Source organism: Micromonospora sp. II, from assembly GCF_001709195.1.
GTDB classification, from domain to species: Bacteria; Actinomycetota; Actinomycetes; order Mycobacteriales; family Micromonosporaceae; genus Micromonospora; species Micromonospora chalcea.
On the sequence record NZ_LYXF01000030.1, the window covers coordinates 1 to 23,108 of the forward strand.

A 23,108-nucleotide genomic window follows, 5' to 3' on the forward strand; every position below is an offset into this window, starting at 1 on the left:
GCCTGCACCGCCAGGTGCAACGCCACAAGCGACGACGAACACGCCGTGTCCACAGTCACCGCCGGCCCCTCGAACCCGAACGAGTACGCCACCCGGCCCGAGGCGATGCTGCCCGCGTTGCCGAGACCGAGGTAGTCCTCCACGCCCGCCGGCGGGGTCTCCGGCGGGTGGGCGTACCCGCTGTGGGTCATGCCGGCGAAGACCCCGACCCGGGCGCCCTTCAGGCTTGTGGGGTCGATCCCCGCCGTCTCGACGGCCTCCCACGAGGTCTGCAGCAGCAGCCGCTGCTGCGGGTCCATGGCGAGGGCCTCGCGCGGCGAGACCCCGAACAGCCGAGGGTCGAACTCGGCGGCGTCGGCCACGAATCCGCCCTCCCGGACCGAGGAGGTGCCCGGCCGGGACCGCTCCGGGTCGTAGAGCGCGTCGAGATCCCAGCCGCGGTCGGTGGGGAAGGAGGCGATCGCGTCACCGCCGGACGCGACGAGATCCCACAGTTCCTCGGCGGTGCGCACCCCGCCGGGGAACCGGCAGCCGATGCCGACGATCGCGATGGGCTGCTGCGCGTCGGCCTCGACGTCCCGGAGCCGTTGCCGGGTCCGCCGCAGGTCGGCGGTGACTCTCTTCAGGTACTCCCGGAGCTTCTCTTCGGTGTCCATCAACCCAGCCCATCGCGATTCACGGCGGAGACTCGACGTAAGCGACGGTACGAATGCGCAGAAGTCTCAGGCGACACCTGTATCTGTCGTTCGGCTCGCTCGGCCGAGAGCCACGCAGATCCCCATCTGCCGGGAGAAGTTATTGGTTGCGCGCGAGCGCGGACAACCCCTAACCAGGCAACCGACCAGCTAGGGGTGTCCGGTCCCGACCCGTCGCACTAGCGTCGCCTCGACCGGGTCCGCGCCGATCCGGTCGGCAACCGCAGCCGCCGGAAGGACCACCAGAGGATGACGACGCCAGATACCGACAACGGCTTGTGGGTGCGACGCTTCCACCCCGCTCCGGGCGGCGCGAGGCGGTTGGTGTGCCTGCCCCACGCCGGCGGGTCGGCAAGCTTCTACTTCCCGGTGTCCCGCGCCCTCTCCCCCGCCGTGGAGGTGCTGTCGATCCAGTACCCGGGACGGCAGGACCGGCGCCACGAGAAGTGCATCGGCGACATCCACGACCTCGCGCGCGAGGTGTTCACAGTGCTGCGGCCCTGGCGGGACGAGCCGCTGGCCATCTTCGGGCACAGCATGGGGGCCAGCCTCGGCTTCGAACTCGCCCGGCTCATCGAGCAGGACGGCGGCAGCGTCGCGCACCTGTTCGCCTCCGGGCGCCGGGCGCCGTCGAAGTCACGGCACGAGACGGTGCACCTGCTCGACGACGAGGGGCTGCTGGCCGACGTCCGGAAGCTGAGCGGCACCAACTCCGCCGTCCTCGGGGATCCGGAGATGCTGCGCGCCGCGTTGCCGGCGATCCGCAACGACTACCGGGCCGCCGAGCGGTACACCTACCGGCCGGGGCCGCCGCTGAGCTGCCCGATCACCGTCCTCACCGGTGCCGACGACCCGAAGACGACTGTCGAGGAGGCCCGGGCGTGGTCGGACCACACCACCGCGGCGTTCGACCTGAAGGTCTACCCGGGCGGGCACTTCTTCCTCGCCGAGCACCAGCCGGCGATCCTGCGGGCCATCTCGACGGCACTGAGCGCGGCGCCGGCGGTCTGATCCCACCGGACGAGGGGCCCGTCCGCCGGTCGTCACGACCGGTCGGCGGGCCCCTCGTCCGTGCGCGGTGTCACCGCTTGTGGCCGACCGCGATCACGTAGTCCATCTGCGCCAGCTCACGCTTCATGAGGTCCTGGTTCTTCCAGTGGGCCGCCATGCTCTTGCGGACGGCCGGCTTGACGACGGCCCGGAACGCGGGGTCGTTGGTCCGCTCGGCCATGTACGCCCGCCAGCCCTCCCAGGTCTGCTCCTTGATCGAGCGGACCTCCGGGTTGGCGAAGCCGGCCTCGACCAACTGCTGCCGGTACGTGTCCCGGTCGTGCCAGTTCTCCTTCGGGATGCTGAACTTGACGAAACTCAGCGGGCCGGACTGGATGGCGGCGCGGACGACGTCGCCGCTGACCGGGATGATGTCGGCCGTGGCGAGCACGCCGCCCGGGCGCAGCACCCGCAGCGCCTCGGCGAAGAACGCGCTGCGCGGGTAGAAGTGGAAGGCGGACTCCAGGGCGACGACCCGGTCGAAGGTGTTGTCCTCGAAGGGCAGTTCGGTGGCGCTGCCGAGCCGGAAGTCGGTCCGGTCCGCGAGCCCCTCCTCCTGCGCCCGGCGCTGTGCCGCCTCGACGTGGTGCGGGGTGATGTTCAGGCCGTACACCTTGGCGACCTGGCGCTCCCGCAGCCACTTGAAGTCCTGGTCCCCGTAGCCGAAGCCGACGTCGAGCACGGTGTCGTCCGGCTTGAGCCCGGCGGCGTCGGCCAGCTTGTCGGCCAGCGCGTCGGCGGCCGTGTCGATGTCGGTGACCCCGTCGGACCAGTAGCCCACGTTCATGTAGTGGGTACGGCGGGCCGCGAACTCCACGTCGGGTGACTGGATCTCGTAGAAGCGCCGGACCCGGGTGATGGGGTCGGCGGTGAAGACCGTGCGGATCGCCCGGCCGGCGATCTTCAGGTTCTCGAACATGTCGGTTCCTTCCGGTGGGTGGATGCCGATCAGCCGCGCCGGATCTGCCGGCGCAGATCCTCGACGAGCGCGGGCACAACGGCCGGGTCGGCGGCGGTGCCGAAGACGTAGAAGTCGGGCCGGACGAGCACCGCCACCGCGTCGTACCGCTTGAGGTGGGGCAGGTACACGTCGTCGAGGTCGAAGGCCGTCGGCGCGGCGCCGGATCCGGGTACGGGCGCGCCGGCGGGAACGATCCGGACGACCCGCGTGCCGAGCGTGTCCAGGAAGGCCCGGGCGTCGGCGTCGAGCAGGTCGTCGGGGTCCTCGGCGCAGAGCAGGACGAAGCCGGTGCCGACGACCTCGTCGAAGAGCCCGGCGCGGCCGTCGACCTCGACGCGGCCCTGCGGCATCGGGGCGCCGGCGGCCTCGCAGCCGCTGTGCAGGATCCCGCCGGACAGGGGCTCCAGCAGGGACCGGGTGCGCGGGCGGGCGGTACGCCGGCGCAGCTCGGCGAGCATCGCGGCGTCGCGGCCGGCCGCGGCGGCGCGGTCGGTCTCGCAGATCACCGTGCCCGAGTCCATGGACATCCGGATGGCGTGCTGCACGTGCGCGCAGCGCTCCTCCTGGTAGGTGTCCAGCAGGGCCTCGTTGGCGAGGCCGCGGTGCACCAGGTCGAGCTTCCAGGCGAGGTTGAGGGCGTCGCGGAAGCCCGAACTCATCCCCTGCCCCATGAACGGCGGCATCACGTGCGCCGCGTCGCCGGCGAGCAGGATCCGCCCGGAACGCCAGCGCCCGGCCGAGCATGCCTGGGTGGTGTAGACGCCGTACCGCTCCAGGGTGGCGTTGTCGGGGGTGATGTCGAAGAGGCCGAGCAGCCGCCACACGTTGGCGGCGCTCTCGAACTCCTCGCGGCTCTCCCCCGGCACCCGCATGAACTCCCACCGCCGGTGCCCCGGGCCGGCCGACACGGCCGTGCGGGGCCGCGCCGGGTCGCAGACCTGCAGGTTGTTCGGCTTGAACTCGCGGGCCTCGTGCGGGACCACGTCGCAGACCAGCCAGTCGTACGTGAAGCCGAGGTCGGTGACGCCGCTGCCCAGGTGCTCCCGCACGAAGCTGTTGGCCCCGTCGCAGCCGATGACCCAGCGGGCCGCGCGGACCTCCTCGCCGTCCGGGCCGGCGATGGTCACCTCGACCCGGTCGTCGTGCTCGACCAGGCCCGTCACCTGGTACGGGCGCAGCACCGTGACACCTGGCAGCTCCGCGCCCCGCTCGGCGAGCAGCGCCTCCAGTCCCGGCTGGTAGAACGAGACCGAGTCGGGCCAGCCCATCGGGCCGTTGCCGGTGACCTTGACGTGCAGCAGGGTCCGGCCGAAGCCGTTCTTGAAGGTGTACTCGCCGGACGACTCCACCACCGGCCCGAGGCGGTCGGCGACGCCGGCGGCGGCCAGGACACGGCTCGCCTCCCCGTCGTACGACACCGCGCGGGGGAAGTTGTAGGGAGTGGCCCACCGCTCGACCGCCGTGACGGTGAGCCCTCGCTGCGCCAGCAGGATCGTGAGCATCTCACCGACGGGGCCGTAGCCCACGATCAGGACGTCGGTCGTCAGCATCGGTATCGGTTCCTCAGGGGTCGGTCGGACACGGGGTCGGCTTGCGGCGGGCGGGGCGGCCGGACGGCCATCAGATGCCGAGTTCGGAGTCGATGAGGTCGAACAGGTCGTCGTCGCTGGCCAGTTCGAGATCGAGGTCGGGATCGCCGCCCGTGCCGGCGCGCATCGTCCGCCACTTGGCGATCAGCACCTCCAGGCGCGACCCGATCTGGTCGTGCAGCTCCGGTTCCACAGTGGCCTCGGTCAGCGAGCGCTCCAGGTTCTCCAGGTCCGCGAGGATCGGCGGGGCCGCCGGTCCGGTGTCCGGCGCCAGCTCGGACACCAGGTACGTGGCCAGCTCGTTCGGATCCGGGTAGTCGAAGATCAGCGTGGCCGGCAGGCGCAGGCCGGTGGCCGTGGTCAGCCGGTTGCGCAGCTCGACGGCGGTCAGCGAGTCGAAGCCGATCTGGCTGAACGCCCGGCCCGGGGCCACCGCCACCCGGCTGCCGTGCCCGAGCACGCTCGCCGCCTGCTCGCGTACCAGGTCGACCACGAGGGTGTGGCGCTCGGGCCCGTCCAGCGCCGCCAGCTCGTCGGCGAGCGTGCGCCCGCCGCCGGCCGGGGTGGCCGCCCGCGCCGTCGGCCGCTCCCGGCGCAGCAGCCCGCGCAGCAGCGCCGGGGGCCGCTCGGCCCGCTCGCCGAGCGCGGCGACGTCGATCCTCGTCGGCACCAGCACCGGCTCGGCCAGCCGCAGGCCCGCGTCGAACAGGGCCATCCCCAGCTCGGACGGGATGGCGAGCTGCCCGTCACGGGCGGTGATCCGGGGATCGGTCCGGTCCAGCTTGGCGGTCATCTCGCTGGCCTGCTCCCACAGCCCCCAGGCGAACGACCGGCCCGGCAGCCCCTGCGCACGGCGGGCCAGCGCGAGCGCGTCGAGGAACGCGTTGGCCGCCGCGTAGTTGGCCTGACCGGGGACGCCGAAGACTCCGGCGCCGGAGGAGAAGAGCACGAACCCGGCGAGGTCGAGGTGGCGGGTGAGCTCGTGCAGGTGCCACGCGGCGTCGAGCTTCGGCGCGAAGACCGTGTCGACGCGCTGCGGGGTGAGGGCGGTGACCACCCCGTCGTCGAGCACCCCGGCGAGGTGCACGACGGCGGTCAACGGGTGCCGCTCCGGTACCGCCGCCAGCACCCCGGCGAGGTTGTCGCGGTCGGACACGTCGGCCGCCACCACCGTGGCCTCGGCCCCCAGGGCCCGCAGTTCGTCGAGCGCCTCGGTCGCGCCGGGGGCCCGCTCGCCGCGGCGGCTGACCAGCAGCAGCCGCCGTACGCCGTGCGTCTCGACCAGCCGCCGGGCGACCAGCCGGCCCAGTGTCCCGGTGCCGCCGGTCAGCAGCACCGTGCCGTCGGGGTTCCACGCCCGGGGCATGGTGAGCACCACCTTGCCGACGTGCCGGGCCTGGCTGACGTGCCGGAACGCCTCCGGCGCCTGGCGGACGTCCCACACCTGGGTGGGCAGCGGGGTGAGCGTCCCCCGTTCGAAGAGCCCCAGCAGAACGACCAGCATGCGCTGCACCTCGTCGGGCTCCTGCAGGGTCAGGTCGAAGGCGGTGTAGGCCACCCCCGGATGGTCGACGGCGACGCGGGCGGCGTCGCGGATGTCGGTCTTGCCCATCTCGACGAACCGCCCGCCGCGCGGCAGCAGCCGCAGCGAGGCGTCGACGAACTCGCGGGCCAGCGAGTCCAGCACGACGTCCACGCCCCGGCCGCCGGTGGCGTCGGTGAAGCGGGTTTCGAAGTCGAGGGTCCGGGACGAGGCCAGGCGCTCCTCGTCGAGACCGAGCGCGCGCAGGGCGTCCCACTTGGCGGGGCTGGCGGTGGCGTACACCTCGGCCCCGAGGTGGCGGGCGAGCTGCACGGCGGCCATGCCGACGCCGCCAGCCGCCGCGTGCACCAGCACCGACTCGCCCCGGGTGAGCCCGGCCAGGTTGACCAGCCCGTGGTACGCGGTCAGGAAGACCACCGGCACGGACGCGGCCTCGACGTACGACCAGCCGGCCGGCATCGGGGCCAGCAGGCGGCGGTCGGTGACCGCGACGGGTCCGAAGCAGCCCACGAAGACACCGAAGACGCGGTCGCCGGGGCGCAGGTCGGTCACCTCGGCGCCGACCTCGACGACCTCGCCGGCGCCCTCGCCGCCGAGCGGGCCCGCGTCGCCCGGGTAGAGACCGAGCGCGTTGAGCACGTCGCGGAAGTTGAGGCCGGCGGCGCGGACGCGGACCCGGACCTCGCGGGGGCCGAGCGCGGCGTCGGCGGCGTCGGTGGCGACCAGGGTGAGGTTCTCCAGGCTGCCGCGCACCGGCGCGTCCAGCCGCCACGCGGCGGCGGGCGGTGCGGGCAGCTCGCCGGCCGACCCGGCCCGCGCCAGCCGCGGCACGTACGCCGCGCCGACCCGGATCGCGGCCTGCGGCTCGTCCGCCGCCAGGAGGGCGGCCACCTCGTCCGGGCCGATCCCGTCGCCGTCGACGTCGACGACGACGATCTGGCCCGGGTTCTCCGACTGGGCGGAGCGCACCAGGCCCCACGCCGCCGCGGCGGCCGGGTCGGTCACCTCGCCGGCGTGGTGCACGGCCACCGCGCCCCGGGTCACCAGCAGCAGCCGCGACGCCGCCCAGCGGGGCTCGGTGAGCCAGCGCCGGACCAGGTCGAGGGCCTGCACGGCGGCATGGCGCGCCGCGCGGGGGGTGGGCTGCGCGGGGTGCGCGCCGAGCGGCACGAGCACCGCCCCGGGCAGGGCCAGTCCGGCGTCCACCGCGTCGGCGAGCCCGTCCAGCCCGTGGTGCAGCGGGAACCCGTCCAGGCCGGGGGCGACGGCCACGGCGTCGACCGGGGTGGCCGTCTCGACGGGCGGCAGCGGCGTCCAGTCGACGCGGAACAGGGCGTCGCGGGTGGCCCGGTCGTCGGTGACGGCCAGCTCGGTGGTGGAGATCGGGCGCATCGTCAGGGCGGCCACCTCGGCCACCGGGGCGCCGGTCGGATCGGCGACGGTCAGCGCGATGGCGTGCGGCCCGACCCGGGTCAGCCGTACCCGCAGGGCGGTGGCCCCGGTGGCGTGCAGGCTGACGCCGTTCCAGGCGAACGGCAGCAGGAGCTGGCCGGCCCCGGCCCCGGCGAGACCGCCGAAGTGCGCGGCGTGCAGGGCGGCGTCGAACAGGGCGGGGTGCAGGCCGTACCGGTCGGCGTCGACCCGCTGGGCCGCCGGCAGCTCCACCTCGGCGTAGACCTCGTCGCCGCCGGTCCACACCGCGCGCAGGCCCTGGAACGCCGGCCCGTACGCGTACCCGTCGGCTTCCAGGCCGGCGTAGAAGCCGGTCAGGTCGACGGGCCGGGTGTCGGGCGGCGGCCAGGCGGTGAGCTGCGGCGACACCGCGGGCTGGTCGGCGCGGAGGGTGGCGCTGGCGTGCCGGGTCCACGGCTGTCCCGCCGGCGCGTCGGCGGGCCGGGAGTGCACGGTCACCGGCCGGCGTCCGTCGCCGGCGCCCGCGCCGACCGCCACCTGCACCTGCGTCGCGCCGTCGGCGGGCAGGGTCAGCGGGGCCTCGATGACCAGCTCGTCGAGGAACGGGTGGCCGACCTCGTCGCCGGCGCGCAGGCAGAACTCCACCAGGCCGGTGCCGGGCACCAGCACGCTGCCGGTGACCCGGTGATCGGCCAGCCACGGCTGCGCGTCGGCCGACAGCCGCCCGGTGAACAGGTGGCCCCTCGTCTCGGCCAGCACGACCGACGCGCCGAGCAGCGGATGACCGGCGGCGTCCAGACCGGCGGCGCCGACGTCGCCGGGGCCGGAGACCGGCCGGGGCCAGTAGCGGCGGTGGGCGAACGCGTACGTGGGCAGGTCGACGCGCCGGCCGCCGGCCAGCGCGGGCCGCCAGTCCACCGCGGCCCCGGACACGTGGAGCTGCGCCAGGGAGAGCAGGAACCGCTCCCGGCCGCCCTGGTCGCGTTGTACCGAGCCGACCACCACGGCATCGCCGTCGTGGTCGGCGAGGGTCTCCTCCACGCCGACGGTGAGCACCGGGTGGGGGCTGCACTCGATGTACGCGTCGTGGCCCTCGGCGGCCAGCGCGCGGATCGCCCGTTCCAGCTCGACGGGCCGGCGCAGGTTGCGGTACCAGTAGTCGGGCCCCATCTCCTCGCCGTCGAGCCAGCGCAGGTCGGTGGTGGAGAACAGCGGCACGGCGGCCGGGCCGGGGGCGATGCCGGCCAGCACCTCGGCCAGCTCGTCGCGGATGCGTTCCACCTGGGCGGAGTGGGAGGCGTAGTCGACGGCGATGCGCCGCACCCGGGCCTGCTCGCCGGCCAGCTCGGCGAGCAGTTCCTCGACCGCCTCCGGCTCGCCGGAGACCACGACGGCGGCCGGCCCGTTCACGGCGGCGACCGAGATCCGCTCACCGAAGCGGGCGATCCGATATCGGACCGTGTCGGCCGGCAGCGCGACGGAGGCCATCGCCCCGTGCCCGGCCAGGGCCCGTAGCGCGCGGCTGCGCAGCGCCACCACCCGGGCCGCGTCGGGCAGGGAGAGCACCCCGGCGACGCAGGCGGCGGCGATCTCGCCCTGGGAGTGGCCGACCACGGCGGCCGGCTGCACGCCGTACGAGCGCCACAGCTCGGCCAGCGACACCATCATCGCGAACAGGGCGGGCTGCACGACGTCGACCTCGTCGAGGCCGGGCGCGCCCGGCGCCTGGCGCAGCACGTCCAGCAGCGACCAGTCCAGGTACGGCCGCAGCGCCGCGTCGCAGGCCGCCATGCGTTCGGCGAACACGGGGGCCTGGTCGAGCAGGTCCAACCCCATGCCGAGCCACTGGGAGCCCTGCCCGGGGAAGACGAAGACGCACCGGCCGGTGGGCCGCGCCTCGCCGCGCGTGACCGCCGGGTCGGGCCGGCCCTCGACCAGCGCGTCGAGGGCGTCGGCGACCCGCTGCGCGGACGCGGCTACCAGCACCGCTCGGGAGTCGAAGGCGCCCCGGCTGGTGGCCAGCGACCACGCCACGTCGAGGGGCCGCTGGTCGGGCCGGGCGGCGAGGTGCTCCCGCAGCCGCCGCGCCTGGCCGGCGAGCGCCTGCGGGGTACGCGCCGACAGCAGCCACGGCAGCGCGCGCTCCTGCGGCGGCTCGGATTCGGCGGCCTCCGGCGGCGCCTCGGCGACCGACTCGACGATCACGTGGGCGTTGGTGCCGCTGATGCCGAACGACGAGACGCCGGCGCGCACCGGCCGGTCCGCCGCCGGCCACGGGCGGGCCTCGGTGAGCAGCTGCACCGCTCCCGAGTCCCAGTCGATCCGCGAGCTGCGGCGCTCGGCGTGCAGGGTGCGGGGCAGCCGCCCGTGCCGCATGGCGAGGACCATCTTGAGCACGCCGGCGACGCCGGCCGCGGCCTGGGTGTGCCCGAGGTTGGACTTGACCGAGCCGAGCAGCACCGGCGCGGCGCCGGCCGGGCGCTGCCCGTACGTGGCGAGAATCGCCTCCGCCTCGATGGGGTCGCCGAGTGACGTGCCGGTGCCGTGCGCCTCCACCACGTCCACGTCGGCGGCACTCAGCCCGGCGGCGGCGAGCGCGGCCTTGATGACCCGTTCCTGCGACGGTCCGTTCGGGGCGGTCAGCCCGTTCGACGCGCCGTCGGAGTTGACCGCCGAGCCGCGCACGACGGCCAGCACGGGGTGGCCCCGGCGGCGGGCCTCGGAGAGCCGCTCCACCACCAGCATCCCGACGCCCTCGGACATGCCGAAGCCGTCGGCGTCCTCGGCGAACGCCTTGCACCGCCCGTCGGCGGCGAGACCGCGCTGGCGGCTGAAGCCGGTCAGCCCGGCCGGGGTGGACATCACCGACACCCCACCGGCCAGCGCCAGGTCGCAGTCGCCCTGGCGCAGCGCCTGGACGGCCAGGTGCAGCGCCACCAGCGACGCCGAGCAGGCGGTGTCGACGGTGACAGCCGGCCCCTCCAGCCCGAGCGCGTACGCGACCCGGCCGGAGAGGACGCTGCCGGCGGTGCCGGTCAGCAGGTGCCCCTCGTCGGCGGTGACCTCGCCGTCGTCGGAGACGACACCGGGGGCGACCCGGTCGGCGTAGTCCTGCCCGTGGGTGCCGGCGAAGACGCCGGTGCGGCTGCCCCGCAGGGTGGCCGGGTCGATGCCACCGCGTTCCAGCGCCTCCCAGGAGGTCTCCAGCAGCAGCCGGTGCTGCGGATCCATGGCGAGGGCCTCGCGGGGGCTGATGCCGAAGAACTCGGCGTCGAAGTCGGCGATGCCGGTGAGGAACCCGCCGGAGCGCACGTACGTCCGGCCGGGCGTGCCGGGCACCGGGTCGTGGAGGTCGGCCAGCGGCCAGCCCCGGTCGTCGGGCAGGTCGCCGATGACGTCGTCGCCCGCGTCGAGCAGCCGCCACAGCTCCTCCGGGGAACCGATCCCGCCGGGGAAACGGCAGGCCATCGCGACGATGGCGACCGGCTCGTCCAGGGCGACGGTGCTCGCGTCGGCGACCTCGGTGGCGGCGGTGCCGAGCAGCCGGGCGTGCAGGTGCGCGGCGAGCAACTCGGGTGTGGGGTGGTTGAACACGGCGTGCGGGGCGAGCCGGACCCCGGTGACGGCGGTGAGCCGGTTGCTCAGCTCGACGGCCATCAGCGAGTCGAAGCCGAGGTCCTTGAACGGGCGGCGCGGCTCGACCTGCTCGGGGCCGGTGTGCCCGACCACTGTGGCGCACCGGGCGCGTACGAGGTCCAGCAGCAGTTCGGCGCGCTCGGGCTCGGCGAGTTCGGCCAGCCGGTCGGCGAAGCCCTTCGCGGCGGCGGGCGCGGAGGCGGCGTTGACCGCCCGGCGGGGCGGCGGGGGCAGCAGCGCCCGCAGCAGGGCGGGCACCTCGCCGGAGGTCCGTACGGCGGCCAGGTCGAGCCCGATCGGCACGAGCGCCGGCCGGTTCACGTGCAGGGCGGCGTCGAACAGCGCCAGCCCGGCGGCCGTGTCGAGGGGGCGGGTGCCGCCGCGGGCGAGCCGGGCCAGGTCGGCGGGGCTGAGCCGGCCGGCCATCCCGTCCTCGGCGGCCCACAGCCCCCAGGCCAGGGCGCTCGCCGGCCGGCCCTGGGCACGGCGGTGCGCGGCGAGCGCGTCGAGGAACGCGTTGCCGGCCGCGTAGTTGCCCTGGCCGGGGCTGCCGAAGGTGGCGGCGGCCGAGGAGAAGAGCACGAACGCGGCCAGGTCGAGGCCGGCGGTGAGCTCGTGCAGGTGCCAGGCGCCGTGCACCTTGGCGCGCAGGGTCCGGGCCCAGCGGGTCGGGTCGAGGTCGGTGAGCAGGGCGTCGTCGGTGGCCCCGGCGGCGTGCACGACGGCGACGAGCCGGTCGGCCAGCGGGGCGATGACCTCGGCGAGCGCCGCTCGGTCGGCGACGTCGGCCGCGACCACCCGCACTGTGACACCGGCGTCGGTCAGCGCGGTCGTCCAGTCGCCGGCCCGGCCGCTGCGGCTGACCAGCACCAGTTCGGTGACGCCGTGCGCGGTGGCGAGGTGGGTGGCGACGTGCCGGCCGATCCCGCCGGTGCCGCCGGTGAGGAGCACGGTGCCGCCGGCCAGGGCCGCGAGCGGCGCGCCGGCCGGGGGCCGCTCGACGGGGCGGAGGCGGGGCAGCAGTGCGCGGCCGTCGCGGACGGCCACCTCGGGTTCGTCGTCGGCGGCGGCCAGCGCCGAACGGATGGCGGCGTCGTCGGTGGTGTCGAGGCTGAGCAGGAGGAAACGGTCGGGCTGTTCGGCCTGGGCGACGCGGAGCAGCCCGGCCACGGGGGCGTGCACCGGGTCGCCGTCGCGCACGGCGAGGGCCAGGCGGGTGGTCTCCGCGCGGGGGTCGGCCAGCCAGGTCTGGAGCACGTCGAGCACGGCGAGGCCGACGGCGTGCGCCCGGTCGGGCACCGGCCGGCCCGGCTCGCCGTCGCCGACCCGCAGCACCAGCAGCGGCGGCAGCGGCCCGTCCGGCGGCGTGCCGTCGGCGAGCGTCCAGGAGGGCGCCGGGGTCGCCGGGAACGCGGCGGGCAGCCAGTCGACGGCGTACAGCCCGGCGGGGGTGGTCGCCGGCGCCGGCGGGTCGGCGGGCGGCAGGTCCACCGGCCGCAGCACCACCCGGTCGGCGTCGAGCACGGGCCCGCCCGCGTCGTCGACGGCGCTCAGCGTCACCGCGTCCGCCCCGGCGGGGGCCAGGCAGACGCGCAGCGCGTGCGCCCCGACGGCGTGGCGGCGCACGCCCGCCCACTCGGTGGGCAGCAGCCGGGCGGTGGGCCCGGCGTCGGCGACCGACGCGAAGCCGGCGAGCGGGAGCAGGCGCAGGGCCGCGTCCAGCACCAGCGGGTGCACGCCGTACCGCTCGGCGTCCGGGTCCCGGGCGTCGTCGGGCAGGCGTACGTCGACGTAGAGCCGGTCGGCGGCGACCCACGCGGCACGGGCCAGCTCCCCGGCCGGCGCGCGGTGCGGCGGGGCGCTCAGGTCCACCGGCCGTGCCCCGGCAGGTGGCCAGGCGGGGGCGAGGGCGCCCCGGCCGCTCTCCGGGTCGACGGGTGCGAGCACGGCCTCGGCGACCTCCCGCCAGGGCAGCCCCTCGCCGGCCCGGACGTGACAGTGCGCCACCCGGCGTCCGTGCTCGTCCGGCGCGCCCACGTCGATCTGCACCTCGAGGGTTGCCTCGGCGGGCAGCGGAACCGGCTCGGGCACGCGCAGCCGCCGCACGCTCGGGGCGCCGAGCTGGTCGCCGAGGTGGGTGAGCATGTCCAGCAGGGCGGTGGCGGGCAGCAGCGGCGCCGTGCCGTCGCCGGGCGCGGCCAGCCACGGCGAGGTGGCCGTGGCGATCTGCCCGGTGCAGACCACCTGCCCGGTGCCGGCGACCGCCAGCAGGCCACCGAGCAGCGGATGCCCTGCGTCGGCCAGTCCGGCGCCGACGGGACCGCCGGCGCCGGTGGGAGCGGGCAGCCAGTAGTGCCGGCGCTGGAAGGCGTACGTGGGCAGGTCGACGCGGCGGTGCGGGCCGGGGCCGGCGAGGGCGGCACGGTCCACCGCGACGCCCCGCACGTGCAGCCGCGCCACGGCGGCGAGCAGCGCCTCGGCCTCGCCCGCGGTGCCCCGTACGGCGGGGACGAAGGCCAGCTCGTCGGCCTCGGCGACGAGGCAGTCCTGGGCCATCGCGGTGAGCACACCGGCCGGGCCGATCTCCAGGAAGGTGGTGACGCCCTGCCCGTGCAGGGCCCGTACGCCGTCGTGGAAGCGGACGGTGCCCCGCACGTGCGCCACCCAGTGCTCGGGCGAGCAGAGCCGGGCCGGGTCGACGGGGTGGCCGGTCAGGTTGGACACCACCGGCAGGTGCGGGGTGCGGTACGTGAGGCCGGCCGCGACCGCGCGGAACTCGTCGAGCATCGGGTCCATGCGCGGCGAGTGGAACGCGTGCGACACCCGCAGCCGGCTGGTGCGGCGCCCGGCCGCGCGCAGGGTGTCCGCGACGGCCAGCACCGCGTCGGTGTCGCCGGACAGGACGACGCTGGTGGGACCGTTGACGGCGGCGAGGCCCACCCGGTCGGTCAGGTGCGCGGCGACCTCGGCCTCGTCGGCCTCGACGGCGACCATCGCGCCCCCGGCGGGCAGCTGCTGCATCAGCCGGGCGCGGGCGGCGACCAGCGCCGCCGCGTCGGCGAGGGAGAACACCCCGGCCACGTGCGCGGCGGCAAGCTCGCCGACGGAGTGGCCGAGCACCGCGTCGGGGCGGACCCCCCAGTGCTCCAGGAGGCGGTAGAGCGCCACCTCGAAGGCGAACAGGCCAGGCTGGGTGTACAGGGTCTCGTCGAGCAGTTCGGCCGGTGCGGTGCCCTCGGCCGCGAGGACGACGTCCGCGACGGGGAGCGGGGCGTGGCCGGCGAGGCAGCGGTCGAGTTCGGCGCAGGCCGCGTCGAAGGCGGCCGCGAAGACGGGGTACGCCGCGTGCAGCTCGTGGCCCATGCCGGCGCGCTGGCCGCCCTGCCCACCGAAGAGCAGGCCGAGTCGGCCGTCGACGACCCGGCCGGTCAGCACGCCCGGCAGGTCCGGGTCCGGTCCGCCGCGGGCCAGCGCGCCGAGCCCGGTCCGGGCGGACTCCGCGTCGCCCACCAGCACCACGGCCCGGTGTTCGAGAGCGGCGCGGGTGGTGGCGAGGGCGTGCCCGGTGTCGGCCGGGTCGGCGTGCGCCCCCGGCCCGTCGAGCCAGGCCAGCAGGCGGGCCGCCTGGTCACGCAGCGCCTCGCCGGAGGCAGCCGCGAGCAGCCACGGTACGGGCGGCCGAGCGGTGGCGGGCGGCGACTGCCGGGCGGCGTCCCCGGCGGCGGTCGGCGGATCGGCGGGGGCCTCGACGATGACGTGGGCGTTGGTGCCGCTGATGCCGAACGACGAGACGCCGGCCCGGCGGGGCCGGCGTACGTCGGGCCACGGGCGGGCCTCGGTGAGCACCTCGACCGCGCCGGCGGACCAGTCCACCTCGGACGTCGGGGCGTCCACGTGCAGGGTGCGCGGCAGTGTCCCGTGCCGCATCGCGAGCACCATCTTGATCACCCCGGCGGCCCCGGCGGCGGCCTGGGTGTGGCCGAGGTTGGACTTCAGCGAGCCCAGCCGCAGCGGTTCGGCGTCACCGCGGCCCACCCCGTACGTGGCGAGCAGCGCCTGCGCCTCGATCGGGTCGCCGAGGGACGTGCCGGTGCCGTGCGCCTCGACGGCGTCCACGTCGGCGGTGGAGAGCCCGGCCGCGTCCAGCGCCCGGCGGATGACCCGCTCCTGGGCGGGCCCGTTGGGGGCGGTCAGCCCGTTGGACGCGCCGTCGGAGTTGACGGCGGAGCCGCGCAGCACGGCGAGGACGGGGTGCCCGTGCCGGCGGGCGTCGGAGAGCCGTTCCAGCAGCAGCACGGCGACGCCCTCGGACCAGCCGGTTCCGTCGGCGCCGTCGGCGAACGCCTTGCACCGGCCGTCCGGGGCGAGCCCGCGCTGCCGGCTGAACTCCACGAACGCCTGCGGGGTGCCCATCACCGCCACGCCGCCGGCCACGGCGAGCGAGCAGTCCCCGGCGCGCAGGGCCTGGGCGGCAAGGTGCAGCGCCACCAGCGACGACGAGCACGCCGTGTCGACGGTGACAGCCGGCCCCTCCAGCCCCAGCGCGTACGCGACCCGGCCGGAGACGACGCTGCCGGCGGTGCCGACGCCGAGGTAGCCCTCGGTGCCGGGCGGCGCCTGGCGCAGGTTCGCGGCGTAGTCGTGGTGCATGACGCCGGTGAAGACGCCCGTGGCGCTGCCGCGCAGCGAGGTGGGGTCGATGCCGGCCCGCTCGAACAGTTCCCAGGACGTCTCCAGCAGCAGCCGCTGCTGCGGGTCCATGGCGAGCGCCTCGCGCGGGCTGATCGCGAACAGGGTGGCGTCGAAGTCCGCGGCGCCGGTGAGGAAGCCGCCCACCCGGGCGTACGAGGTGCCGGGGCGGTCGGGGTCGTCGGAGAACAGGTTCGCCAGGTCCCAGCCCCGGTCCGTGGGGAACTCCGTGAGCCCTTCCCGGCCCTGGTCGACCAGCTCCCACAGCTCCTCGGGGGAGGCGACGCCGCCGGGGAGCCGGCAGGCCATGGCGACGACGGCCACCGGATCGTCCCCGGTGGACGGCGTCACCGCCGGGTCCGTCGTGGGAGCGGCCTGCGCGGCGGCACCGCGCAGCCGGGCGGCGAGGTGCCGGGCGAGGGCCTGGGGGCTGGGCCGGTCGAACGCGGCCGTGGCGGAGAGCCGTACCCCGGTGGCCCGGGCCAGCCGGTCGCGCAACGCGACCGCCGCGACCGAGGTGAAGCCGAGTTCCTTGAAGGCGCGGCCGGGGCGGACCGCGGCCGGGCCGGGCAGCCCGGCCACCTGGGCGGTGGCGGCGCGGACCAGGTCGAGCAGGAGCCGGTCCCCCTCGGCGGTGGTGAGCCCGGCCAGCCGGCGGCGCAGCTCGGCGGCGTCCCGGTCGTCCGTGGCGTCGCCGGGCTCGGCCACGGGCCCGCGCCAGGCGGGGTGCGCGGCGTCGGCGTGGCCCGCCGGGCGGGCGAGCACGACCAGGTCGGCGCCGTCGTGGGCCACGTCGAACGCGGCGAGGTCGGCACGGACGGCCGCCGACGCGGTGCCCGCTGCGGGTCCGGTCGCCGCCGGCCCGCGCTCGGCGGGCGCGGTCGTGCCGACGAGCCGGGCCGGGTGACCGGCGGCCCGGCGGCGGGTGGCCAGGGCGTGCAGGGCTCCGACGGCCGAGGCGGCCCGTTCCCGGCCCGCGGCGCCCAGCAGGAGGGCGGACGGCGCGAGGACGGTGAACGCGGCCCCCGGGTGCCGGCTCGCGGCGTCCAGCGTCGCGGCGAGGCCGAGCAGCCGGGCTGCGGCCTCGGCGTCGGCCAGGTCGTCGTCGCACGGGCAGAGGAAGACGGCGCCGAACGCCTCGTCGCCCGCCCGCTCGGCGGGCAGCGGAACGGCTTCCGCACCGGCGGAGGTGAGTTCGGCGGCCAGGTCCGCCAGGGCCGGGGCGGGCGTCGCGCCAGTGTGCAGCAGCCGCAGCCGGCGGGCGCGGTGCGCGGCGACGAGGTGCCGGGCCAGCGCGGCGCCGGTCGGTCCGTCGGCGCCGGTGACCAGGACGGGGCGCTCCGGGTCGGCCACGGTCGCCGGCCGTCCCGGCACGGTCGCCGGGGCGGGCACGGGGGCCGCGTGCCGGGCCGCCCCGGCCCGCAGGGCGACCTGCGCGGCGCCGGCGTCCACGACGGCGGGCAGCAGGGCGAGCGAGCGGTCCGCGGCGTCGTGGTCGACCAGCACGATCCGGTCCGGGTACGCGGCCTGCAGGCTGCGCCCGACCGCCCAGACGGCGCCGGCCGCTGGATCGGGCCCGGCCCACCCGGCGGCGTCGCCCCCGGCGGCGGCTCCCCCGGCGACGTCTCCCGCAGGGGTTTCGCCTGCGGCGGCGTCTTGCGCGGGGGCGTCGCCCGCGCTGCCGGCACCGCTCGTGCCGGGGCCGTTGGCCGCGTCGCCGGCCGGGCCGGTCAGCAGCATCAGTCGGGTGCCGGCGAAGCGGTCGTCGTCGAGCCAGCCACGCAACCGGTCGGCGAGGTCCGCCGCGTCGGCGTCGGCCGGCCCGGCCAGCAGCACCGTCACGTCGGGCGCGTCGGGAGTCTCGCGCAGGGTGGCCAGATCCCGGTGGGCCCGGAACCGCTCCCCCGGCGACGCCGCGCGCAACGGCTCCACCAGCGGTTCGCTCCCGGCGCCGACGAGCGCCCAGCGGCGGGCCGGGGCGGCGGCGTCCTGCGCGGCCGCCGGGACGGGCGCCGCCACCGGCGGTACGGCCGCCAGGTCCAGCGGTCGCCAGGCGAGCAGGCTGAGCGCCTCGTGGTGGCTGCCGTTGACCGCCCGCAGCCGGGCCGGCCCGTCGAGCAGGAGCCGGCGGGTGACCTTGCCGGACGCGGTGCGGGGCACCTGCCCGATCTCGTACAGCGCCTCGGGGACCTTGTGGTAGCTGAGCCTCTCCCGGCAGGCCGCGTACCCGGCACGGGGGTCGAAGCCCTCCGGCCCCGGGACCACGAACGCCACCGGCACCTCGCCGAGCACCTCGTGCGGCCGGCCGGTCACCGCCACGTCGGCGACGCCGGGCACCGCGCGCAGCGCCTCCTCCACCTCGCCCGGGTGGATCTTCTCCCCGCCCCGGATGATCAACTCCTGGTGGCGGCCGGTGACGAAGATGTTGCCGTCGGCGTCGCGGCGGGCCAGGTCGCCGGTGCGGTACCAGCCGTCGCGCAGGGCGGCGGCGGTGACCTCCGGCAGGCCGTGGTAGCCGAGCATGACGCTCGGACCGCTGACCCAGACCTCCCCCTCGGCGCCGGTCGGCACGTCCAGACCCGTCTGCGGGCTGACCAGGCGCACCTCGACGCCGGGCACCGGGCGCCCGCAGGAGCCCTCGACCCGGGGCTGCTCCGGCCGGGTGACGGCGATCGAGCCGCAGGTCTCCGTGCTGCCGTACGCGTCGAGCAGCGGCGCGTCGAAGACCTCGTCGAACGCCCGCCGCAGCGCGCCGGTGGTGATCGCCCCGCCGACCAGGCAGACCCGCAGGGCCGGGGCGCGGAAGCCGGTCTCCCGGGCGGCGGTGACCAGGTGGTGGTACATGGCCGGCACACCGGCGAGCACTGTGGCCTCGTCCTCGTCGACCGCGCGCAGCACGTCGTCGGCGGAGAAGCCGTCGATGAGCCGGGCCGTGGCCCCGACCGCCGTCACGCTGAGCACGCACCCGATGTGCGAGAGGCTGTGGAACAGCGGCAGTGGCCAGACCACCCGGTCGGCGGCGGTGAGCCCGGGGATCGGCACGTAACAGGCGGCGACCGACCAGAGGCAGGTGCGCTGGGTGGAAAGGACACCCTTGGGCCGGCCGGTGGTGCCGGAGGTGTAGAGCATCCAGGCCACCTCGTCGAGGCCCAGGTCGTCGCGGGCCCCCACGGACGGCTCGGTGTCGACCAGGTCGCGCCAGGCGACGACCCCGTCCGGAACCGGGTCGTCCCCGGTGACCACGATCCGCAGGGCCGGCCGGCCGGTACGCAGCCGCAGCATCTGGTCGAGGTGACGCGGGTCGGTGACCACCAGCACCGCGCCGGAGTCGTCCAGCAGATGGGCCAGTTCCGCGTCGGTGCTGTGCGGATTCACCGGCACGCCGACCGCGGCGGCCCGCGTGACGGCCAGCCAGGTCTCCACCGTCTCCACCCGGTTGCCGAGGCAGAAGGCCACCCGGTCGCCCCGGGCGACCCCGGCCGCCGCCAGGTGACCGGCCAGCCGACGGGTCCGCGCCGCCAGATCGGCGTATCCGACCGCCCTGCGGTCGTCGCGGAATGCGACCTTGTTCCCCGACCTGGCGGCGTGCGCCTCGATCAGATCGGACAACGGCTGGATCAGGTCGCTCCGAAGCATGTCACCACATCCATCCGTCGGCGAGACTCCTCATCCGCGGCGTAGACCTCGCTCGCCGTAGCGGCCCAAGTCTTCCGAGCACCCTGCCGGTGTCCTACCCCTGTCACCCCCTAAGTCGTCCCCAGTTCGGAGCGCCGATCGGGTGGTGGAACGGGCCCGCGGGCCGATGATGGGGCGACCCCCGCGGACCGTCGAATCCCGTGCTCCACCCGCCCGTCAGCCGAGGTGCCGTCGTTGGAACGCTGCTGGTTGTTCGCCCGTTCGGCCGTACCGGCCGGCGGCTGCCCGGGCACGCGGCTGACCGAGCTGGTCGGCACCGTCCTGACCGGGCTGGTCGCCGCCGCCCGCCGGGCCGATCCCGGCATGGACTGGTTCTTCGACCCGGAGGACTCCCCCGCCGGGCGGCTGAGCCTCGGCTTCCATGCCGCCCCCGCCGCGCTCGACGCGGTACGGGCGGGACTGCTCGCGTACGACCCGGGAGCGTCCCTCGCCGAGGACCGGTACGTCGTGCGCGACCCCGCGCGGGGCGGCCCGCTCGCGTTCGCGGGCAGCGAACTGGCCCTCACCCTGCTCGGCGGCGACGTGCCCTGGCTGGCGGGCGGCGAGTTGCCGCTGGCCGTGGCGCACCTGCGGCACCTGACCGGGCTGATGCCGGCGGCCGACCGCCTGGCGTTCCTGTTCCTGCACTGGCAGGAACGCAGCCAGCGGCTCACCGGCGCGCAGCGGCGGGACCTGGCCGCGCAGGCCGACGCCGGGGCGGAGAAGATCGTCCTGTCGGCCGGTGACCTACCGCTGGGCGGGGACGTGGCAGTGGCGTGGCAGCGCTACCTGGACCGGGTGACCGACGTGGTGGGCCACGACCACCCGACGGCGCCTCCCGGGTTCCTGCTGGCGCACCACGCGCAGCTCACCCACGATCGGTGGGGCATCCGGCCGGAGGTCGACTCGCTGGCCGCGCTGGCGCTGCGCCTGTCGATGGTGCGGGGCAGCCCGGCCGCGACCGCGCCGGCCCGCGTTCCGCAGAGGAGGCAGCAACCACATGCACACGCCGGTACCTGACCGTCCCGCCAGCGAGCCGGCCCGCGTCGAGGTGGCACTCGGGGAACGGTCGTACCCGGTGCTGATCGGTCCCGGCGTGCGCCACCGGCTCCCGGCGGAGGTGGCGCGGATCGGCGCCCAGCGGGTCGTGGTGGTCTCGGCCCGGCCACCGGAGTGGACGCCCGACCCGGGCGTGCCGCACCGGGTGGTGCCGGCCCGCGACGGCGAGCACGACAAGAACCTGACCACTGTGGAACAGCTCTGCCGGGCGTTCGCCGAGTTCGGGCTGACCCGGACGGACGCGGTGGTCTCGTGCGGCGGCGGCACCACCACGGACGTGGTCGGGCTGGCCGCCGGCCTCTACCACCGGGGCGTACCGGTGATCCACCTGCCGACCTCGCTGCTGGCCCAGGTGGACGCCAGCGTCGGTGGGAAGACCGCCGTCAACCTGCCGGAGGGCAAGAACCTCGTGGGCGTGTACTGGCAGCCCCGGGCGGTGCTCTGCGACACCGAGCACCTGGGGACGCTGCCGCAGCGGGAGTGGCGCAACGGGTACGGGGAGATCGCCCGGGCGCACTTCATCGGCGCCGGTGATCTGCGTGACCGGCCGGTGGCGGAGCAGATCGCCGCGTCGGTGGCGTTGAAGGCCCGGGTGGTGGCCGCGGACGAGCGGGACTCCGGCCTGCGGCACATCCTCAACTACGGCCACACGCTCGGGCACGCGTTGGAGCGGGCCACCGGCTTCGGCCTGCGCCACGGTGAGGCGGTCGGCGTCGGCACGGTCTTCGCGGGCCGGCTGGCCGGCGTCCTCGGCCGGATACCGGCCGACCGGGTGGCCGAGCACCACGACGTGGTGGCGGGCTACGGGCTCGACACCACGCTGCCCGGCGGCGTCGACCACGACGAGCTGATCACGCTGATGCGCCGGGACAAGAAGGCCACCTCGGGCCTGTCCTTCGTCCTGGACGGACCGGGCGGAGTCGAACTGGTCGCCCGCGTCCCCGAGGCCGCTGTGCGTACCGCACTTTCCGGCATGTGAGGCCGACACCGCCGGGTGCCCGTTCGCCGGCCGGCGCCGCGGGGGCGGCCGGGCCGGCGAACGGATGACGAGCCGCCGGAGCCGAGCCCCGGACCGGCGCGTCAGGTGCCCAGGGCCCGCTGGATCTGCGCCACCAGCACGCCGCAGGCGTACCGGTCCGCGGCCCCGACCATGCCGACGATGGTCGCCGGCAGCGGGCCGTTGTCCGTCTCCGCCGGGTCGTGGTGCATGAACACGACGAACTGCCCCCGGTCGATGAACGGCGCGAGGATCGGTTCGGCGTCGACGCCGGGGGCCAGTGAGAAGAACGTGGTCATGGCGCACGGATGCCGGCCCAGCAGCGAGCTGCGGTGCAGCAGCGAGGTGGTGGCCCCGCTGACCCGGAAGTTCGGGTCGATGACCCGCAGGGCGCCGTCGCGGCCGATCCCGGCGTCGAAGGAGCAGTAGCCCCGGTACCCGAGCTCACTGGCCTTTCGGACCCCTACGGTCAGCGCTTCGACCAGTTCCTCCGGGGGCTGGTCGTCGTCCATCACACAACCGACCCACGTCGAGGTGGGCTGCGGCAGGTGTACCGACGATCCGAAGTAGTGCACCGATCCGCTCTCGGTCACGCCGAACTGGATACCCCAGATCGTCTGGAAGGGCACCTCCTCCTCGACGATCCACTGCTCGCTCACCTGTTCCAACTGGTTGAACAGGGAACGGTTCCGCCGGTCCGCCAACCGACGGGTGAAGATCGCAATTCCGCTGGACACCTCGACCCCGGCCGGTTTGATGACCGCCGGCCGGCGGTCCCGCGCCACGATCCGGCGCACCTCGGCGGGGGTGGCGACCTGCCGGCGGGGCAGGTACTCCGGCGCGACCAGAGTCTCCAGCACGGTCTTGTTGTTGAGGCGGGCGACCAGATCCGCGGGCACCCGGGCGCGAGCGGCCCGCAGCAGCGGGTCATGCGGAGGAAACTGGAACTCCAGCGTCTCGCCCCGCTCGACGGCTTCCCGCGCGTACCGCACCGCCTGCGCGCCGGAACGGAACTTCCGCAGGTCGCTGGGCGTCTTCAGACCACTCCGGCTGAGCAGACGCAGCGACTTGTCCGCGCTGGAGCCGGTGCTGCAGATCGCCGCCGACTGGTGCGGAAGGGTCAGGTGCAGACCCGTGATCATGTCCAGGCCGTTGTGGAGAGCGGCGCCCGCGCCGGCGAGATAGGGGCTGTCGGCGGTGGCCGACGGGTCGGGCGGTCGGGCCAGGACCACCCCGTCGTGTGCGAACACCTGTACCTGGATGGGCGCCTGCATCTAGTCTCCTGACATGCCGGCCCGGTGCGGGCCTCGGGGTGGCGGTGAAACCGGTGCGCCACGGCCACGAACAGCGGAGAACGTGGCCGAAGGGGTGGGCTCCCGGTCCTGATGCGGCCGCTCGGCCGCGAGAGCCGGGCGTGCCGCGTGCACCGACCGGACGGTCGTGAGCTGGACCGGCCGGGAAGCCGGCTGGCTCATGGCCAGCGTTGCGGCGGCGAGGTGCACACCGCCGGTCAGCGGTTGAGTTTCCAGCCACCGACCGGCGTCATGATCGAAAGATCATAGTCACTATGCACTGCCCCGGGATGGGCCAGACAGGCGAACGCGGACGGCTCTTTCGCCGCCGAGGCCGCCGATACTCCTAGCGGGACCATCGACTCGGGCTGACCGAAAAGCTGTTCTTCAGAAGGGCTGGAGTCGCCGGACGGCGCTGTCGCAGCCCGCGCTGTCGACTGCCCGGATTCCGACGGCCACGCCCCCTGCCAGCTCACATCGCCGGCCCGGCCCCGACGCGGCCGGCGGGC

At 75.9% G+C, this 23,108-nt stretch carries 8 protein-coding genes; 3 read left to right on the plus strand and 5 right to left on the minus strand.

Features of this window, described 5'->3' with window-relative positions; genetic code table 11:
• Positions 1 to 656: beta-ketoacyl synthase N-terminal-like domain-containing protein (locus A8711_RS17020; protein ID WP_255365636.1), on the minus strand; the 656-nt coding region annotated here is incomplete at its 3' end.
• A gap of 288 nt (positions 657 to 944) precedes the next feature.
• On the opposite strand from A8711_RS17020, the gene A8711_RS17025 reads away from it, so the two are divergent.
• Complete coding sequence (locus tag A8711_RS17025) at positions 945 to 1,706, plus strand: thioesterase II family protein (RefSeq protein WP_069088790.1); 762 nt, start codon at positions 945 to 947, stop codon at positions 1,704 to 1,706.
• A 70-nt stretch (positions 1,707 to 1,776) separates the two neighbouring features.
• Here the strand turns inward: A8711_RS17025 and A8711_RS17030 are convergent, their stop codons facing one another.
• The 3 genes from A8711_RS17030 to A8711_RS17040 all read right to left on the minus strand — a co-directional run bounded on the left by A8711_RS17030 (position 1,777) and on the right by A8711_RS17040 (position 19,212).
• On the minus strand, positions 1,777 to 2,664 hold the full coding sequence (locus A8711_RS17030) for a class I SAM-dependent methyltransferase (protein WP_043329884.1): 888 nt from the start codon (positions 2,662 to 2,664) through the stop codon (positions 1,777 to 1,779).
• A 29-nt stretch (positions 2,665 to 2,693) separates the two neighbouring features.
• Positions 2,694 to 4,256, minus strand: a complete 1,563-nt coding sequence (locus tag A8711_RS17035) for a bifunctional 3-(3-hydroxy-phenyl)propionate/3-hydroxycinnamic acid hydroxylase (RefSeq protein WP_069088791.1) — start codon at positions 4,254 to 4,256, stop codon at positions 2,694 to 2,696.
• 70 nt (positions 4,257 to 4,326) lie between these two features.
• A complete protein-coding gene (locus A8711_RS17040) occupies positions 4,327 to 19,212 on the minus strand; it encodes a type I polyketide synthase (RefSeq protein ID WP_069088792.1) in 14,886 nt (4,961 codons plus the stop codon).
• Positions 19,213 to 19,437: 225 nt separating this feature from the next.
• Between A8711_RS17040 and A8711_RS17045 the strand changes: the two genes are divergently transcribed.
• The gene (locus A8711_RS17045) at positions 19,438 to 20,271 is read left to right on the plus strand and encodes a hypothetical protein (protein WP_231915406.1); all 834 of its coding nucleotides are present in this window, start codon (positions 19,438 to 19,440) and stop codon (positions 20,269 to 20,271) included.
• Positions 20,252 to 21,289, plus strand: coding sequence for a 3-dehydroquinate synthase (locus A8711_RS17050; RefSeq protein ID WP_069088793.1), 1,038 nt, complete (start codon positions 20,252 to 20,254; stop codon positions 21,287 to 21,289). The genes A8711_RS17045 and A8711_RS17050 overlap by 20 nt, the downstream gene beginning before the upstream one ends.
• A gap of 101 nt (positions 21,290 to 21,390) precedes the next feature.
• Here the strand turns inward: A8711_RS17050 and A8711_RS17055 are convergent, their stop codons facing one another.
• The gene (locus A8711_RS17055) at positions 21,391 to 22,581 is read right to left on the minus strand and encodes a hypothetical protein (RefSeq protein ID WP_064445420.1); all 1,191 of its coding nucleotides are present in this window, start codon (positions 22,579 to 22,581) and stop codon (positions 21,391 to 21,393) included.
• Positions 22,582 to 23,108 lie beyond the last annotated feature (527 nt).

Coding starts and splice junctions, on each gene's coding strand:
- A8711_RS17025 (WP_069088790.1), top strand. CDS start 945: ATGACGACGCCAGATACCGACAACGGCTTGTGGGTGCGACGCTTCCAC.
- A8711_RS17030 (WP_043329884.1), bottom strand. CDS start 2,664: ATGTTCGAGAACCTGAAGATCGCCGGCCGGGCGATCCGCACGGTCTTC.
- A8711_RS17035 (WP_069088791.1), bottom strand. CDS start 4,256: ATGCTGACGACCGACGTCCTGATCGTGGGCTACGGCCCCGTCGGTGAG.
- A8711_RS17040 (WP_069088792.1), bottom strand. CDS start 19,212: ATGCTTCGGAGCGACCTGATCCAGCCGTTGTCCGATCTGATCGAGGCG.
- A8711_RS17050 (WP_069088793.1), top strand. CDS start 20,252: ATGCACACGCCGGTACCTGACCGTCCCGCCAGCGAGCCGGCCCGCGTC.
- A8711_RS17055 (WP_064445420.1), bottom strand. CDS start 22,581: ATGCAGGCGCCCATCCAGGTACAGGTGTTCGCACACGACGGGGTGGTC.